The organism is Rhizobium sp. S152, from assembly GCF_030380735.1.
Classification (GTDB): Bacteria; Pseudomonadota; Alphaproteobacteria; order Rhizobiales; family Rhizobiaceae; genus Rhizobium.
The window spans coordinates 93,521-108,840 of the sequence record NZ_JAUDRZ010000008.1; the positions used below are offsets into that span (position 1 = coordinate 93,521).

13 protein-coding genes are annotated in these 15,320 nt (G+C 62.6%); 5 read left to right on the forward strand and 8 right to left on the reverse strand.

Going from position 1 to position 15,320, the window contains the following annotated elements; all coding sequences use genetic code 11:
* Window positions 1-2 precede the first annotated feature (2 nt).
* Together QTL95_RS09985 and QTL95_RS09990 are read right to left on the reverse strand one after the other, a co-directional pair.
* Complete coding sequence (locus QTL95_RS09985; RefSeq protein ID WP_289720347.1) at window positions 3-1,274, reverse strand: MgtC/SapB family protein; 1,272 nt, start codon at window positions 1,272-1,274, stop codon at window positions 3-5.
* A gap of 165 nt (window positions 1,275-1,439) precedes the next feature.
* Complete coding sequence (locus QTL95_RS09990; protein ID WP_289719824.1) at window positions 1,440-2,342, reverse strand: GGDEF domain-containing protein; 903 nt, start codon at window positions 2,340-2,342, stop codon at window positions 1,440-1,442.
* Window positions 2,343-2,777: 435 nt separating this feature from the next.
* Between QTL95_RS09990 and QTL95_RS09995 the strand changes: the two genes are divergently transcribed.
* Complete coding sequence (locus QTL95_RS09995) at window positions 2,778-3,467, forward strand: orotate phosphoribosyltransferase (RefSeq protein ID WP_289719825.1); 690 nt, start codon at window positions 2,778-2,780, stop codon at window positions 3,465-3,467.
* Between the two features lie 90 nt (window positions 3,468-3,557).
* The gene (locus QTL95_RS10000; protein ID WP_289719826.1) at window positions 3,558-4,484 is read left to right on the forward strand and encodes a carbohydrate kinase family protein; all 927 of its coding nucleotides are present in this window, start codon (window positions 3,558-3,560) and stop codon (window positions 4,482-4,484) included.
* A 105-nt stretch (window positions 4,485-4,589) separates the two neighbouring features.
* Here QTL95_RS10000 and QTL95_RS10005 read toward each other — a convergent pair whose 3' ends face one another.
* On the reverse strand, window positions 4,590-5,393 hold the full coding sequence (locus tag QTL95_RS10005; protein WP_289720348.1) for an alpha/beta fold hydrolase: 804 nt from the start codon (window positions 5,391-5,393) through the stop codon (window positions 4,590-4,592).
* Window positions 5,394-5,476: 83 nt separating this feature from the next.
* Window positions 5,477-6,907 carry an aminotransferase-like domain-containing protein gene (locus tag QTL95_RS10010; protein WP_289719827.1) on the reverse strand — a complete coding sequence of 477 codons (1,431 nt, stop codon included), beginning with the start codon at window positions 6,905-6,907 and terminating at the stop codon, window positions 5,477-5,479.
* Between the two features lie 90 nt (window positions 6,908-6,997).
* Here QTL95_RS10010 and QTL95_RS10015 point away from each other — a divergent pair, with 90 nt between their 5' ends.
* Both QTL95_RS10015 and QTL95_RS10020 read left to right on the forward strand, forming a co-directional pair.
* Window positions 6,998-7,861, forward strand: a complete 864-nt coding sequence (locus QTL95_RS10015; RefSeq protein WP_289719828.1) for a DMT family transporter — start codon at window positions 6,998-7,000, stop codon at window positions 7,859-7,861.
* 105 nt (window positions 7,862-7,966) lie between these two features.
* Window positions 7,967-8,110, forward strand: coding sequence for a hypothetical protein (locus tag QTL95_RS10020; protein ID WP_289719829.1), 144 nt, complete (start codon window positions 7,967-7,969; stop codon window positions 8,108-8,110).
* Between the two features lie 98 nt (window positions 8,111-8,208).
* On the opposite strand, the gene pgi is transcribed toward QTL95_RS10020, so the two are convergent.
* Both pgi and QTL95_RS10030 read right to left on the reverse strand, forming a co-directional pair.
* Entirely contained in the window at window positions 8,209-9,834 is a 1,626-nt protein-coding gene (gene pgi, locus QTL95_RS10025) for a glucose-6-phosphate isomerase (RefSeq protein ID WP_289719830.1), read from the reverse strand.
* Window positions 9,835-9,972: 138 nt separating this feature from the next.
* Window positions 9,973-11,673: a long-chain fatty acid--CoA ligase gene (locus tag QTL95_RS10030; RefSeq protein ID WP_289719831.1), complete on the reverse strand. Its 1,701-nt coding sequence runs from the start codon at window positions 11,671-11,673 to the stop codon at window positions 9,973-9,975.
* A 250-nt stretch (window positions 11,674-11,923) separates the two neighbouring features.
* Here QTL95_RS10030 and QTL95_RS10035 point away from each other — a divergent pair, with 250 nt between their 5' ends.
* Entirely contained in the window at window positions 11,924-12,316 is a 393-nt protein-coding gene (locus QTL95_RS10035; RefSeq protein ID WP_289719832.1) for a PRC-barrel domain-containing protein, read from the forward strand.
* A gap of 113 nt (window positions 12,317-12,429) precedes the next feature.
* Here QTL95_RS10035 and QTL95_RS10040 read toward each other — a convergent pair whose 3' ends face one another.
* A complete protein-coding gene (locus QTL95_RS10040; protein ID WP_289719833.1) occupies window positions 12,430-14,898 on the reverse strand; it encodes a glycoside hydrolase family 2 protein in 2,469 nt (822 codons plus the stop codon).
* A gap of 10 nt (window positions 14,899-14,908) precedes the next feature.
* Window positions 14,909-15,304 (reverse strand): VOC family protein, encoded by a 396-nt coding sequence (locus tag QTL95_RS10045; protein WP_289719834.1) that lies wholly within the window; start codon window positions 15,302-15,304, stop codon window positions 14,909-14,911.
* Window positions 15,305-15,320 lie beyond the last annotated feature (16 nt).

A 15,320-nucleotide genomic window follows, 5' to 3' on the forward strand; every position in this document is an offset into this window, starting at 1 on the left:
CTCTAGGCCAGCCACAACCCGCGCAGCGACAGATATCCAACAGCACCCAGGCCAACGGCGACCGCCGAAGCGACGCCGAGCGCCGTCCCGTATTCGCGGCGCCCGGCGGTGAAGGCGAGCGCCACCTTCGCGATCATGTTGACCGCCACCGCGATCAGGATGACGTCGGCCGCCGTTATCACGCCGATCGTCGAGCCGACGAGACGCGCGGTGGAGAGCGTGATTGCGTCGACATCGACAAGTCCCGATATGGCCGACACGACGAAGAGCGCCGATGGCCCGACATATTCGATCGCGATCTTGGAGACGAGGCTAATCAGGCCAAGCAGCAGGGCGAATGAGATCACCGTCTGCAGTTCGAACGGGTTCTTCAGCCCGATCTCGGGCGCCTGCGCGTCCGATTTCGAGCGCCACGCCGAAATGAAACTTGTGGCGAGAAATCCGAGGATGGCGGGGACGAGCGCCGAGGCCAGCGGCCCAAACATGCTGAAGGACAGCGCGCTGGCGATAATGAGCACGCGCGCGAAGGACAACGCGCCCGCGATTGCCGCACCCGCCGCCAGATGCCGCGCGCTTTGCGGCGCCTCGGTCGAATAGCGGGCGAAGGAGAGCGTTAGCGCGGTCGACGAAACGAGCCCGCCCGCCGCACCCGCGAGCAATATGCCGCGGCTGGTGCCCATCAGCCGGATCGCCACATAGCCCGCGAACGAGAGTGTTGCGATGGTGATCGTCAGGAGCCAGAGCGAGTAGGGATTGAGCGCTCCCCAGGGGTCGAGTGCCCTGTCCGGCAGCAGGGGCAGCGCGATCACCGTCATGGCGAGCAGCATCAGCGCGGATCTGAGTTCCACCCATGTCAGCCCCTGCAGGAAGCCATGCAGGCTCGTGCGCGCCGCCAGCACCACGGTCGTCGCGACAGCGCCGGCACCGGCCGTTGTGACGTCGCCGACCGCAGCGAGTACGCCCAGCGCGAAGACCGCGAGCGCCGCCACGATCGAGGTGATGCCGTAATCCTTGTCTTCGATCGCCTCCTGCCATTTGCCCGCGATGTAGACGAGGCCGAGCAGGGCGGCGATCGTCGCCGGCAGGAAGGGGCCGGTCAGCGGCTGCAGCGTGCCGACCACGCCGCCGAGAAAACCCGTGAGCCCAAAGGTACGGATGCCCGCCGTGCGTCCGCCCTCACGCACCTCGCGCTCGGTCCAGCCGCGCTCGACGCCGACGAGAAGACCGATGGCAAGCGCGACGCCGAGACGGCGGAAGACCTCGATGTGTTCCATGGCGTTCACGATATCGCCGCCACGCCGCTAAGCAAGCCCGAACAAATGATGCCGGTGGTGCATTCCCGTGTTCGATGCCAATCGTTGCTGTCGCGGAAACTTCAAGGGCAGGCGGCCCCGCTCGATGCGGATGCCGCCTGCCCATTTTCGATCGATGTCGGACGTCTAGGCCCGGATCCTGGCATCCCTGATCGAACGGGCGACTTCGGAGTGCACGGTGTTGCGTCCGCCGTTCTTGGCTCCGTAGAGCTTGCGGTCGGCCGCCATCAGCATGGACTTAAGGGTCTCGCTCACCGGATCGCCGCGATAGACGCCGAAGCTTGCCGTCACACGGCCTTTCGGCAGCGGCCCCACCGTCTTCGCCTCGAACTGCGACCGCAGGCGCTCGGCAATCGCGATGGCGTCGTCGATATCGGTCTTCGGCAGGACGAGGCAGAATTCCTCGCCGCCGATCCTCGCCGCGATGTCATAGGGGCGCAGGTTCTGCTGGATGGTGGCGCCCGCCATCATCAGCACCTGATCGCCGACATCGTGGCCGAACTGGTCGTTGATCGACTTGAAGTGGTCGAGGTCGAAGACCACGACGGAAAGCGGCGTGCGCTCGCGCGCGGCACGGTTGATCTCGAGCGTGCCGATATCCTTGAGCCAGCGGCGATTGCCTAGGCCGGTCAGCACATCCGTCGTCGCCTGACGGCGCAATTGCGAAAGCGTGGCGTCGAGCTCGGCGATCAGCGTCGAGATGCCGTTCGATACGATGCCGACCTCGTCCCGCCTTTGGGAGCGTACCGACCGCACAGCGCCCGATGAGCGATAGATCTCCACGACGCCGGCGACGTCGTTGAGCGGCCTTATCATCGACCAAACGGACGAGAGGCAGAAGGCGGTGCCCAGTAGCGTCGCGGCCAGCACCGTCAGCAGGACAGGCACAACTTCGTTATGGAAGCCGGTGAAAAGATAGACGACGAGCGCGATAAGAGGCACGTGCGTCGACACAAAGCAAACTGAGAAAATCTTGAGCGTGAGCGACGTGCTGAACCTTTGAAGCACGTTGGACATCGTCAGGCGCATTCGGGACTCCTTCATGGTGTCTTTGGGCGCTGCGAAAATGGCGACGATCTCTCACCTCGTTCTTAATGGAATGGTTCGAATGTGAGCGATCGTGTTAACATTTCGCTCATATCCGATCTTCAGCCCCTGCTTATCAAAGCATATGATTATCCTCTAAAATTTTGCGAGATTGTGGAAAATCGAATTGCTCGCAAAGTAAAAACCAGCCATGGTTTTGGGAGTGCCAAAAACTCGCGTGACACGCGCGCACCATTATCTTGCGGAAGCTCTGTTCTGCTATCTGGCGTCGATCGATCGGCGCCTGTCGATGAACCGAAACCGCATATTTTTTGGCATCATTCCCGCGTCGAAAGCTCGCTCCATTCTGGAAACTTGCGACACTTGCTGCTATTGGCCCATAAGTTTGAGCACAAGATCCAGGCAAAGGAGAGAACGATGATCCAGGCAACATTCACCGACCGCAAAGTCATGGCCGAACTGGTGGCGAAGATGCTGTGGGAGATCAAGGCCGTTCACTTCAATGCCACTCAGCCCTACAAGTTCGCCTCCGGCATGGCGAGCCCCGTCTATATCGACTGCCGCAAGCTTCTCTCCTTCCCGCGCGTCCGCTCGACGGTCATGGATTTCGCCGCCAGCGTCGTGCTGCGAGAAGCGGGCTTCGAGAAGTTCGATTGCATCGCCGGTGGCGAAACGGCTGGCATTCCTTTTGCGGCCCTTCTCGCCGATCGTCTCGGCCTGCCGATGATCTACGTCCGCAAGCAGCCGAAAGGCCACGGCCGCAACGCCCAGATCGAGGGCAACATGCCGGAGGGTTCGCGCGTGCTCGTTATCGAGGACCTGACGACGGCGGGCGGCAGCATGTTCAAGTTTATCGACGCCGTGCGCGCCGCCGGCGGCATTGTCGATCATGGCATTGCGCTGTTCTATTACGGCATCTTCGATGAGGGCGCACTGCGCTTCGCCGATGGCAAGGTCAAGCTGCACTACATCGCCACCTGGCGCGATGTGCTTGCTGTCGCCAAGGAGCAGCAGCTGTTCGATCAGAACACCTTGAACGAGGTCGAATCCTTCCTCGACGCGCCGCTCGCCTGGTCGGGCCGCAACGGCGGTATTTCGTCACTTTGAGTGAATAATTGCTCACGGCGCTTTGCTTTTGCCATGAAGTTATCTAATCGATTGAGCATCGACAGATCGTAATGCCCCTGGGAGACGGACATGATTTTGTGCTGTGGAGAAGCGTTGATCGACATGCTGCCGCGGGAGACGACGCTCGGCGAAAAGGGCTTCGCGCCCTATGCCGGCGGCGCCATCTTCAACACGGCGATCGCGCTCGGGCGCCTGGGCATTCCCACTTCCTTCTTCACCGGCCTCGCCGATGACATGATGGGCGAGATCCTGCAGGAGACCTTGAAGGCGAGCAATGTCGACTTCAGCCTCTGCGCCATCAGCCCGCGCCCCTCGACCGTCGCCTTCGTCAAGCTCGTCAACGGCCAGGCGACCTACGCCTTCTATGACGAAGGTACCGCCGGCCGCATGATCACCACCGACGATCTGCCCGCTCTCGGCGACGATTGCGAGGCGCTGCACTTCGGCGCCATCAGCCTGATCCCCAGCCCCTGCGGCGAAACCTACGAGGCGCTTCTCGACCGCGAGGCGGACAAGCGCGTCATCTCGCTCGACCCGAACATCCGCCCCGGCTTCATCAAGGACAAGCAGGCCCACATGGCGCGCATCAAGCGCATGGCCGCCAAGTCCGATATCCTGAAATTCTCCGACGAGGACCTGGAGTGGTTCGGCCTCGAAGGTAGTCATGACGACCTCGCCGCCCACTGGCTGAACCACGGCGCCAAGCTGGTCGTCATCACCAAGGGCGCCGAGGGCGCGACGGGCTATACGAGCCACCGCAAGGTCACCGTTCCCAGCCAGCGGGTCACCGTGGTCGATACCGTCGGCGCCGGCGATACATTCGATGCCGGCGTTCTCGCCTCGCTGAAGATGGATGGCCTGCTGACCAAGGCGCAGGTCGCCTCGCTGGATGAAAAGGCGCTCACCAACGCCCTTTCGCTTGGCGCCAAGGCTGCAGCCGTTACGGTCTCCCGCGCTGGCGCCAACCCGCCATGGGCCAAGGAAATCGGCCTCTAGAGCAATTCCACTTTTCTTCGAATCGCGGAACAGCTCTATCCTTTTGTTTTCACGCAATTCCGGACGGAAAACCGCTTTGCACTTTTACTGGAATTGCTCTGAGCCTCAAGCCAGCCGGTCGAGAAACGCAAGCACGGCGCCATTGAAATAATCGGGCCGCTGTAGCGGCGCGAAGTGGCTTACGCCCTCCAGCGGAACGAAGGTCGCGCCGGGAATGTTGCGTACGAGGTGTGCGGCATGCTCCGGCTTGATGAACTCGTCCCGGTCGCCGAGCACCACCGACACCGGCACGCGGATCCTGTTCAGATCGGCGGCGGAATAATTCGGCTCGGTCGACATCATCAGGCTCACGTCTTCGACAAAGGCATCGAACTGATCGGGCGTCGGCGACAGCGCGGCGTAGTCCATCCGATGCCGGTGAAAGCAGCGGTCGATGACAGGCGTCGGCACGAAGGGTTTTACGCCTGATGGGTCCATGCTGCAGGCGAAGAAGAACACGCCGTCGACGCGCTCCGGATGCTGGTCGGCGAGAATGAGCGCCGTACAGGCGCCATCGCTCCAGCCGACAAGGGCTGCCTTCTCGATATTGAGGTGGTCCATCACGGCAAGCACGTCGGATGCCATCAGTTCGTAGGTGTAGGGCTTTCCATCCCGGGTGCTGCGGCCATGCCCGCGACTGTCGATCACCACCACCCTCCGGCCCGATCGCAGCAGCGCCGGCACCTGATAGCCCCAGTTGCCGCTGTTCCCGAGCCCGCCGTGCAGAAGGATCACCGAAGGTCCGGAGCCATAGGCGCTATACCAGATATCGGCGCCATCATGCGTGACCACGCCGTCGTCACCGTCATATGGCAGCGATTCCGCTCCATGTGCTGCAAATTGCTCGAGCTCGTCGTCGGTCATATCGATCCTCCCAATTCTTCATTCTCTCAAGACGGATGACGCGGCCCCATCTCGACACCTCCACCGAAATAATCGTCGTGCCGAACGAATTACAACTTTCTTCGCGCCACCTGCATGGCCTCGCGCAGCACCTCGAACACTTTCGGGTCTTCCGTCTGCGAAACGTTGAACCGCATGAAATCCGTCGCCGTCTGCGACAGGCTGAACGCATTACCCGGCGCCAGCACCACGTCCCGCTCCAACGCCGCGCGCGCCACATCGGCGGCGTCGATCCCGTCAGGCAGCCGGCACCACAGGAACATCCCCGCCTGCGGCTCGATCCACGGCACGATGCCGAGGTTCTTGAGCTTGGCTGAGACATCGAACATCGTCTTCGACAGCCGGCTGCGCAGCGTCTCGATATGCTTGCGGTAGCTGCCGTCGCTGAGCACGCTCAAGACCAGCTGCGCCGCATGTCGCCCGCCGCCGAACGAGGTGGCGATCTTCAGGTCCGTCAGCCCGCCGATCCACTCCGGCTTGGCGGCGATGAAGCCGCAGCGCGCGGAAGCCGACAGCGTCTTCGAGAAGCTGCCGATATGGATGACGCGATCCAGCCCGTCGAAGGCGGCGAGCCGCGGCGCAGTCACGTGCTCGAAATCGGCGAAGATGTCGTCCTCGATGATCGTGAGGTCGAACTGCTCGGCGATCTTCAACACCCGATGCGCCGTCACCGGCGAGAGGATCGCGCCGGTTGGGTTATGCAGCGCCGAATTGGTGACGTAGAGCTTCGGCCGGTGCTCGGCCACCGTGCGGGCGAAGACCTCGATATCCGGGCCGGATGGCGTATAGGGCACGCTGACGATCTTGGCGCGGTGGGCGCGAAGCAGCGCGTGAAAATTGAAGTAGCAGGGGTCGTCGACCATCACGGTGTCACCCGGCTCGATCAGGAAACGGCAGAGAAGGTCGATCGCCTGGATGCCCGATTCCGTCAGGATGATCTGGTCGGGCGACGCGCCGATCCCCTTGTCGGCCATCCGCCGCGCGATCAGCTGCCTGAGCGGCGGCAGTCCGAGCGGCGATCCATAGGCGAGCAGCACCGGCCCATCGGCCCGCGCCAGCGACCGCACGGCGCGCCGAACGCCATCCTCGGGAAGCCAGTCCGGCGGCAGCCAGCCACAGCCCGGCTTCAGACCGATATCGCCTGCCTCGAGAGACTGCCGCGACACCCAGAATGGATCGATCTCGCGATCGAGCCGTGGCCCGACCTCCGACAGCGCGAAGGGGGCCGCCTGGTTGGCGACGTAAAAGCCCGAGCCTGGCCGCGACAGGATCGCGCCCTCGGCAACCAGTCGTTCATAGGCCTCGACGACGGTCGAGGTGGAGATCTTCAGCGACCCCGCAAGCGCTCGCACCGAAGGCAGCTTCGCCCCCGCCGTCAGGCTGCGGCCGGCGATGCGCTGCTTGATGGTGTTCATAACCATCGCCACGCGGGTCGTGCCAACGATTACGTTGTCGCTCATCCGTACTGCTCTCTGATGCATAACAGTTTGGATAAACCGTACCATACCGTAACTGGCATGGCCACGCCGCGTGGGATCATAAGATGGCCATTGATGATGAGGGAGTGTGCCATGGACCGCACGGCGGCCGGTTGGTTGAATGGTTTTATCGGGGTTCTGATTTTCAGCGGCTCGCTGCCCGCGACGCGCATGGCCGTGACGGGGTTCGATCCGGTCTTCCTCACCGTCGCCCGCGCGGCGATCGCCGGGCTGATCGCGCTGGCGCTGCTCGTGCTGTTTCGAGAAAAGCGGCCGGCGGCGAGCGATCTCCTGTCGCTTGCGATCGTTGCCTTCGGCGTGGTCATCGGCTTTCCGTTGTTGACCGCGCTGGCGCTCACCCACATCACCTCGGCGCATTCGATTGTCTTCATCGGCCTGCTGCCGCTCTCGACGGCGATCTTCGGCGTTTTAAGGGGCGGCGAGCGTCCGCACCCGGCCTTCTGGATATTCTCATGCCTCGGCAGCGCGCTCGTTGCCGGCTTTGCCGTGTCGCAAGGGGTGACTGCAGCCCCGCTCGGCGATCTCCTGATGCTGGCCGCCATCATTGCCTGTGGTCTCGGCTATGCCGAGGGCGCCAAGCTGTCGCGCAGGCTGGGTGGCTGGCAGGTCATCTCCTGGGCGCTGGTCCTGTCGCTCCCTGTCATGCTCGCCCTTGCGCTCCTCAATCTGCCGCTGTCGTTTGCGGCGATCGAAACGCCGGCCTGGGCGGGGCTGGTTTACGTCTCCCTGTTCAGCATGCTCATCGGCTTCTTCTTCTGGTATCGCGGGTTGGCGCAGGGCGGCATCGCCGGTGTCGGCCAGCTGCAACTGCTGCAACCCTTCTTCGGCCTCGTGCTGGCGGCGGCGCTGCTGCATGAGCAAGTGAGCCCCATCATGCTCTTCGTCACGGTCGCCATCGTCGGCTGCGTCGCCGGCGCCAAAAAGTTTGCCCGGTAACGCCCAGCAGAGGTCCGGTGTGAGAATGGATTTGCATTTTGCCGATTAAACGCGCCTGCTAGCTGGACCCACATCGCTTGATGTGGTCAAACGAAGGAGCTTGAAATGGCAAAAGGTCAACTCCGCGGCACGCGTGAAGCGCGCAAGCCGAAGAAGGACAAGTCCGCTCCGGCAGTCGCCTCGCGTCCGGGCTCGCAGGTAAAACAGGCCGCGAGCACCATACCATCAGGCAAGGGCGCCAGGCCCTGACCTCCACCAAGGTGTGGTCCTGAGGGCAGTCATATCAGCCAGATAGAAAACGCTCCCGCGGCGGTCACCACGGGAGCGTTGGTTGAATGTTGCGCTCTTTACTTCGCGAGCTTCGCCAGTTCAGCAACGAGGCCCTGCGTCGAGGAATCATGGCCCGCCGCGCTTTCCTTGCCTTCGATGACGGGCAGCAGGCCCGTTGCCAGTTCCTTGCCGAGCTCGACGCCCCACTGGTCGAAGGAATTGATGCGGAACAGCACGCCTTCGACGAAAACGCGGTGCTCATAGAGCGCCACCAGGCGGCCGAAGGCGAACGGTGTCAGCTTGTCGTAGACGAAGGTGATCGACGGGCGGTTGCCGGTGAAGACGCGGTGCGGCGCAATGAAATCGGCCTGTTTGTCGTCCATGCCCTTGTCGGTCAGCTGCTTCTTGGCTTCCTCGAAGGTGCGGCCCTTCATCAGCGCTTCCGACTGCGCGATGCAGTTTGCCATCAGGAGCTGATGCTGGTGGCGCAGCTCAGGTTCGAAGCCGTTGGCGGCGATCATGAATTCCGCCGGGATCACGCTCGTGCCCTGGTGGATCAACTGGTAGAAGGCATGCTGGCCGTTGGTGCCGGGCTCGCCCCAGACGACAGGGCCGGACATGCCCTCGACCGGCGTGCCGTCGATGGTGACGCCCTTGCCGTTCGATTCCATGTCGAGCTGCTGCAGATAGGCAGGGAAGCGCGACAGGCGCTGATCGTAGGGCAGGATCGCGCGGGTGGCGTAGCCGAGAACGTTGCGGTTGTAGAGGCCGATGAGGCCGAGCAGGATCGGCAGGTTCTGGGCGATCGGCGCGGTGCGGAAGTGGTTATCGAGGCTGTGCGCGCCATCAAGGAACTTGCCGAAATTCTCCGGACCGACGGCGATCATCAGAGGCAGACCGATCGCCGACCAGATCGAATAGCGACCGCCGACCCAATCCCAGAAGCCGAACACGCGCTCGCTCTCGATGCCGAAGGCGGCAACCTTGTCGAGTGCCGTGGAAACGGCGGCGAAGTGATGCTGAACGGCGGCTTCACCCAGCGCATCGGCGACGAACTTGCGCGCCGTCTGGGCGTTCGTCATCGTCTCGATGGTGGTGAAGGTCTTGGACGCGACGATGAACAGCGTTGTCTCAGGCTGCACCAGCTTCAGCACGTCGGCGATATGCGCGCCATCGATGTTGGAAACGAAGTGCGCGCGCGGGCCGTCATGATAAGGCGCCAGCGCCAGCGTCGCCATGACAGGGCCGAGGTCGGAGCCGCCGATGCCGATGTTGACGACGTCGGTGATCGCCTTGCCGGTCGCGCCCTTCAGCGCGCCCGAGCGAATGCCGTCGGCAAACTTGCCCATGGCCGCGAGCACGCCGTTGACATCAGGCATCACGTCCTTGCCGTCGACCAGCACGGGGGTGTTGGAACGGTTGCGCAGCGCCGTGTGCAGCACGGCGCGATTTTCGGTGAAGTTGATCGCCTTGCCCGAGAACATCTCGTCGCGCTTGGCCTCGACACCGCCGGTTTCAGCGAGCTTGACCAGAAGGGCCAGCACTTCGTCGTTCACGGCCGTCTTCGAGAAATCCATCAGGAGGTCGTCGAGCGACGCGGTAAAGCGGGAAAAGCGTTTCGGATCGGCGGCGAACGCGGCACGGATATCGGTGGCCTTGGTGGCAGCCGCAGTGCTTTTCAGTTGGTCGACGATGGCATTCATGGGAGGCTCCTTTGCAGGGCGAGAGGGTCGCGGAAACTATTCGCTTTACCCGGTGCAAATCAAGTTCAACCACCTGCTTAAACGCAAAAAAGCCACCCGCGATTGCGGATGACCTGCAATTTTCACGAAACATTCAAATCAGTTACGCAGATCCTTGCGCAGGATCTTGCCGACCGGCGATTTCGGCAGTTCTGTGCGGAACTCGATGAAACGCGGCCGCTTGTAGTTGGTGAGATTGGCCGCGCAATGCGCTTTCACGTCCGCTTCCGTGATCCCGTTGTCCTTCTTGACCACGAAAAGCTTCACCGCCTCGCCCGAGTGTTCGTCCGCCACGCCGATCGCCGCCGCCTCGAGAATGCCGGGGTGCATGGCCGCCACCTCCTCGATCTCGTTGGGATAGACATTGAAGCCCGACACCAGGATCATGTCCTTCTTGCGGTCGACGATCTTGGTGTAGCCGCGCCCGTCCATGAAGCCCATGTCGCCGGTGCGGAAATAGCCGTCCGGGGTCATCGCACGCGCCGTTTCCTCCGGCTTGTTCCAATATCCCGCCATCACCTGCGGCCCACGAATGCAGATCTCGCCGACTTCGCCGAGCGGCAGGGACGTGCCGCTCTCATCGCGGATGTCGAGATCGGTGGATGGGATCGGCAGGCCGATCGAGCCCGTGAACTCGGGCGAATCGAAGCGGTTGGCGGTGGCGACGGGCGATGTCTCGGAAAGCCCGTATCCCTCGGTGATGTGGTTGCCCGTGATCTTCAGCCAGCGCTCCGCCACCGGCCGCTGCACGGCCATGCCACCACCCAGCGCAATCACCAGCGAGGAGAAATCGACCTTGGCGAATTCGGGGTTGTTCATCAGCGCGTTGAAAAGCGTGTTGAGGCCGGGGAAGACATGCACCTTCGATTTCGAGAATTCCTTGATGAGGGCAGGGATGTCGCGCGGGTTGGCGACCAGCACGTTGTGCGCGCCGAGCGACATGCCCATCAGCGAATTCACCGTCAGCGCGAAGATATGGTAGAGCGGCAGTGCGCAGAGGAAGTTCAGCACCGCGGGACGCTGCCTGTTTTCGAAGGCCGAGTTCAGCCAGAGTTCGAGCTGCAGCTTGTTCGACAGGAGGTTCCGGTGCGTGAGCACCGCGCCCTTTGCCACGCCCGTGGTGCCGCCGGTATATTGCAGGAAGGCGATGTCGTCCTGGCTGAGTTCGGGAGCTTTGAAAGTCCTGCCGGCGCCTTCGCGCAGCACCTGCTTGAATGTCTTGTGGCCGGGGATCGACCAAAGGGGAACAAGCTTCTTCACCTTGCGGACGAGCAGATTGACGATCAGCCCCTTGGCGCCCAGCATTTCGCCGAGCGAGGTGACCACGACATGGCGGACATCCGTGTTGGCGAGCACCTGCTCCACGGTGCGAGCGAAGTTTTCCAGCACGAAGATCGCCTTGGCGCCAGAATCGCGCAGCTGGTGTTCGAGTTCGCGCGGCGTATAGAGCGGATTGACGTTCACGACCACGAAGCCGGCGCGCAGAATGGCGTAGGCGGCGATGGGGTTCTGCAGCACGTTCGGCATCATCACGGCGACGCGGTCGCCCTTCTGCAGGCCGATACCCTGCAGCCAGGCCGCGACATCGCGGGTCCGCCGCTCCAGTTCCCGATAGCTGAGCGTCTTGCCCATGCTGGAAAAGGCGATGCGCTCGGCGTAGCGCGCGCAGTTTTTCTCGAGCAGTTCCGCAAGCGATGCGTATTGCAGCGGCGGAAGCTCGGCCGGGACGATGGTGGGATAGGTGGCGAGCCAGGGTCTCTCGGGCTTCGCCCCGTCTGGATAGACGGAAATGCTGTTCATCGTGTTTCTCTCTCCCTGTCGCTGCCCGCCCGGCTGTCCCGGCGCGCCGATTGGATGATCCTCCATCTTCCAATACGGCAGCTTATGTCATTGCCCGAATGGTTCAAGCCGGAATGAAGCTACAATAACCTTGACGTAAACGTCAATATTGCTGGTGCCGCGATTGTAGAAGACCGGGAACTTTGATCGTGGCGGTACGTTTTGAATTCAGACACCAGCCACAACAAGGCTATTTCAAAGGAGGTTCATCATGCTGCACCAGGACGCTGACAACACCCGCCGCGACCCGAACGTCAAGGACACGCCGACGCTGATTGCCAGCGACCGGGTGGAAGGAACCCGCGTCTACGGCGCCGACGGCAAGCATATCGGTTCCGTCGAACGCCTGATCCTCGGCAAGCAGGATGGCCGCGTCGCTTACGCGGTCCTGAGCTTCGGCGGCTTCATGGGCATCGGCCACGATCACTATCCGCTGCCCTGGGAAAAGCTGACCTACGATACCCAGCTCGACGGCTACCGCATCGATCTCACCAAGGAGCAGATCGAAGGTGCGCCAAGCTATTCGGACGACGATGACAGCTGGTACAACGATAACGGACGCCGCGTATACGACTACTACGGCGTACCGCCCTACTGGATGTAAGACCGTCCGATGTGCGCGGTGAAAAAACCGCGCACCGCCGCCTGATCCATGCTTCTTCCTGGCAGGACATGGCGGACATGTACTGGATGGGCCCCGTCGCTGACGGGGCCTTTTCAGAGTGTGGACAAGGCCGGCGGCGCAACCAGGTCGTTGGCCGAGCGCAGCACTTTGCCCAGTACGATGTCACCGGTGGTGATTGCCACTGATGTTGCCACCTTGAATACGTGGCTCTCGCCCGGCAGCAAGGTGACCAGCATCGTATCGACGACCGCCGCGGGATCGAGACGGTCGGCCATCATGCACAGATCCTTCAAGAAGCTTACCGCCGTCACCTTGATATCGTAGCCGCCCTCGGTGGAAGTGACCGCGATATCGGCTTTCGGCGCCGGCAGCTTCAGGTCGATATCCTCGACGAAGTAGTAGAACGCGCGGCGGTCGAGCATGTCGACGACGATCATCTCATCGGTCGCGTCCCCTGATGTCGCGACGTCAGCCGGCAGCGGAAAGGCCTTGGCTTCGAAGCGATCGCAAAGGTGCCGCCAGAACTCGAATTCCGCCAGCACCGTGCCGTCGAGCCTGAGGCGCTTGCCCGAAATCTTCGCTCGCCAGAAGAGGGTTCGTTCGTTCACCGCCACGGCCGCCAGTCCGCCATCGCGCGGCTGGATGGTCAGGAGCCTCGGGTCGAAGGCCTGGCGCATCGCATACCACAGCGGCTTGCGCCGCCCGGCTGAATCCAGCGCCGACCACGACGTCACGGGCCAGCAATCGTTGAACTGCCAGACGACTGCGCCCTTGCAGATGTCGCGATGCGAGCGCATGTGCTCGATGGCGAAGCGGATCGCCCGCGCCTGGTTGAGCTGCGTTGCGAAGTGCCAGTCCTCCATCGTTTGCGGCTCCGGCAGATGCCCCGCCAGTCCGCGGATGAGCTTGTCGTTGCCAAGCGTTGCCTTCTGGTGGTGGAACACGCCGTTTGAAACCGGCGTCAGCGGCGCGTCATGAACGCTTTCGGAAAGCGTCGCCCAGTTCGGCGGCGCCTGCCAGCCGAACTCCGAGCAGAAGCGCGGGATGTAGTTGCGGTAGACCTCGTAGCCCACATCGTTCCAAACATCCCATATGTGCTTGCAGCCATGCTCATCGGCGTTCGGCTCGATGTCCATGCTGCCGGAATAGGGACTGCCGGGATAATAGGGCCGTGCCGGATCGAGTTCGGCGCAGAGCCGGGGCAGGATGTCGAGATAATATCCGAGCCCCCAGCTTTCGTCCGGCTTGATCACCGGCCGCCAGCCCCACTCGTCGTAACCCCAGATATTCTCGTTGTTGCCGTTCCAGACGATGAGCGAGGGGTGCGGCATCAGCCGCACGACATTGTCGCGCACTTCGGCCTCTACCTCCGAGCGCAGCGGCTCCTCCTCGGGATAGGCGGCACAGGCAAACAGGAAATCCTGCCACACCAGCATGCCCGCCCGGTCGCAGGCCTCGTAGAACTCGTCGCGCTCGAAAATCCCGCCGCCCCAGACGCGCAGCAGGTTGACGTTGGCGGCCTTCGCCTCGTCGATGCGCGCGGCATAGCGATCGGCCGTCACGCGCGACGGGAAGCAGTCGTCGGGTATCCAGTTGGCGCCGCAGGCGAAGATCGGCACGTCGTTGATGACAAAGGTGAATGCCGAACCATGTTCGTCCTCGCCGGTGTCGAGCCGCACCGAGCGAAAGCCGATCTCCTTCGAGTAGCTATCGAGCAAATCGCCGCTCACGCCATCGCGCAGTTCCAGCTGCAATGGATAAAGCGGCTGCGCGCCGAGATGATGCGGCCACCAGAGCTGCGGCGAGGGAACGGTAAGCTCGAAGCTCACCTCGTCCGCTTCCGCGGTGATGGCGATCTCGCGTTCGTCGCCGCCGATCCGCGCAATCAACCGGCAATCCGCCCGCTCGCCCTGCCGCGACAGTTTCGCGTTCACGCGCACCAGCCCGTCGCCACCCGCAAGCGTCGCCGAGACCCGTGTCTCCGCAAACCGCGCGCGGTCCCAGCATTCCAGCCGCACCGGTTTCCAGATCCCTGACGTGACCAGTGTCGGACCCCAGTCCCATCCGAAATTGCAGGCCATCTTGCGCATCAGGTTGCCGGGGCCGGGATAGTTGTTCGGTCGATAGCCGTAGTGCGCCTCCATCTCGGCGCCATAGTCATAGGCCGAACGGAAGGTGACGCTGAGCTCGTTTTCGCCGTCGATCAGCCGCTCCGACACATCGAAGCGATAGGTCCTGTTCATGTTGAACGTCCGGCCGATCTCCTCGCCGTTGAGGGTGATCGTGGCGATCGTGTCTAGCCCGTCGAACACCAGCTCCCGCATCTTGCCGTCGCCGTTTTCGGCGTCGAACGTGCAGCGATAGGTCCAGTCCTGCCTGCCGATCCAGTCGTTGGTGATCTCGTTGACGTCGATATAGGGATCGGGGATCAACCGCTGCGCCAAGAGGTCGAGATGTACGCAGCCGGGCACGGCGGCAGGAATTTCGCTGGGCAGGTCGGGGCGACCTGCAACGTTGCAGTAAAGCGACCAGCCGCTGTTAAGTTCGGTTTTCTCGATCATGGGGGAGCTCTTAGAGGTAGCGGCCGTGGCGCTGCAGGACTTCGATCTTGTAGCCGTCGGGATCGGTGATGAAGAAGAACAGCGCCAGCAGCTTGCCGTCGCGGTTGAGCTCAACGATCTTGCCGGGGTTGAGCCCGGCCTTGGTCAGCCGCTCGTGCTCGGTCTTCAGTTCGTCCACCGAAACGGCGAGATGGCCGTAGCCATTGCCGAGGTCATAGGGCGCGGTGTGCCCCTTGTTGACCGTCAGTTCCAGCTCGAAACCGGTCTCGCCGTTGGAGAGATAGATCAGCGTGAAGGTGTCGAAATCGATGCGGTCGGCGACCTCGAGGCCAAACACCGTGCGGTAGAACGACACGGAACGCGCCTCGTCGAGAACGCGGATCATCGAGTGGATCATCTTGGCCAAGGGCTTCCTCCGGCAA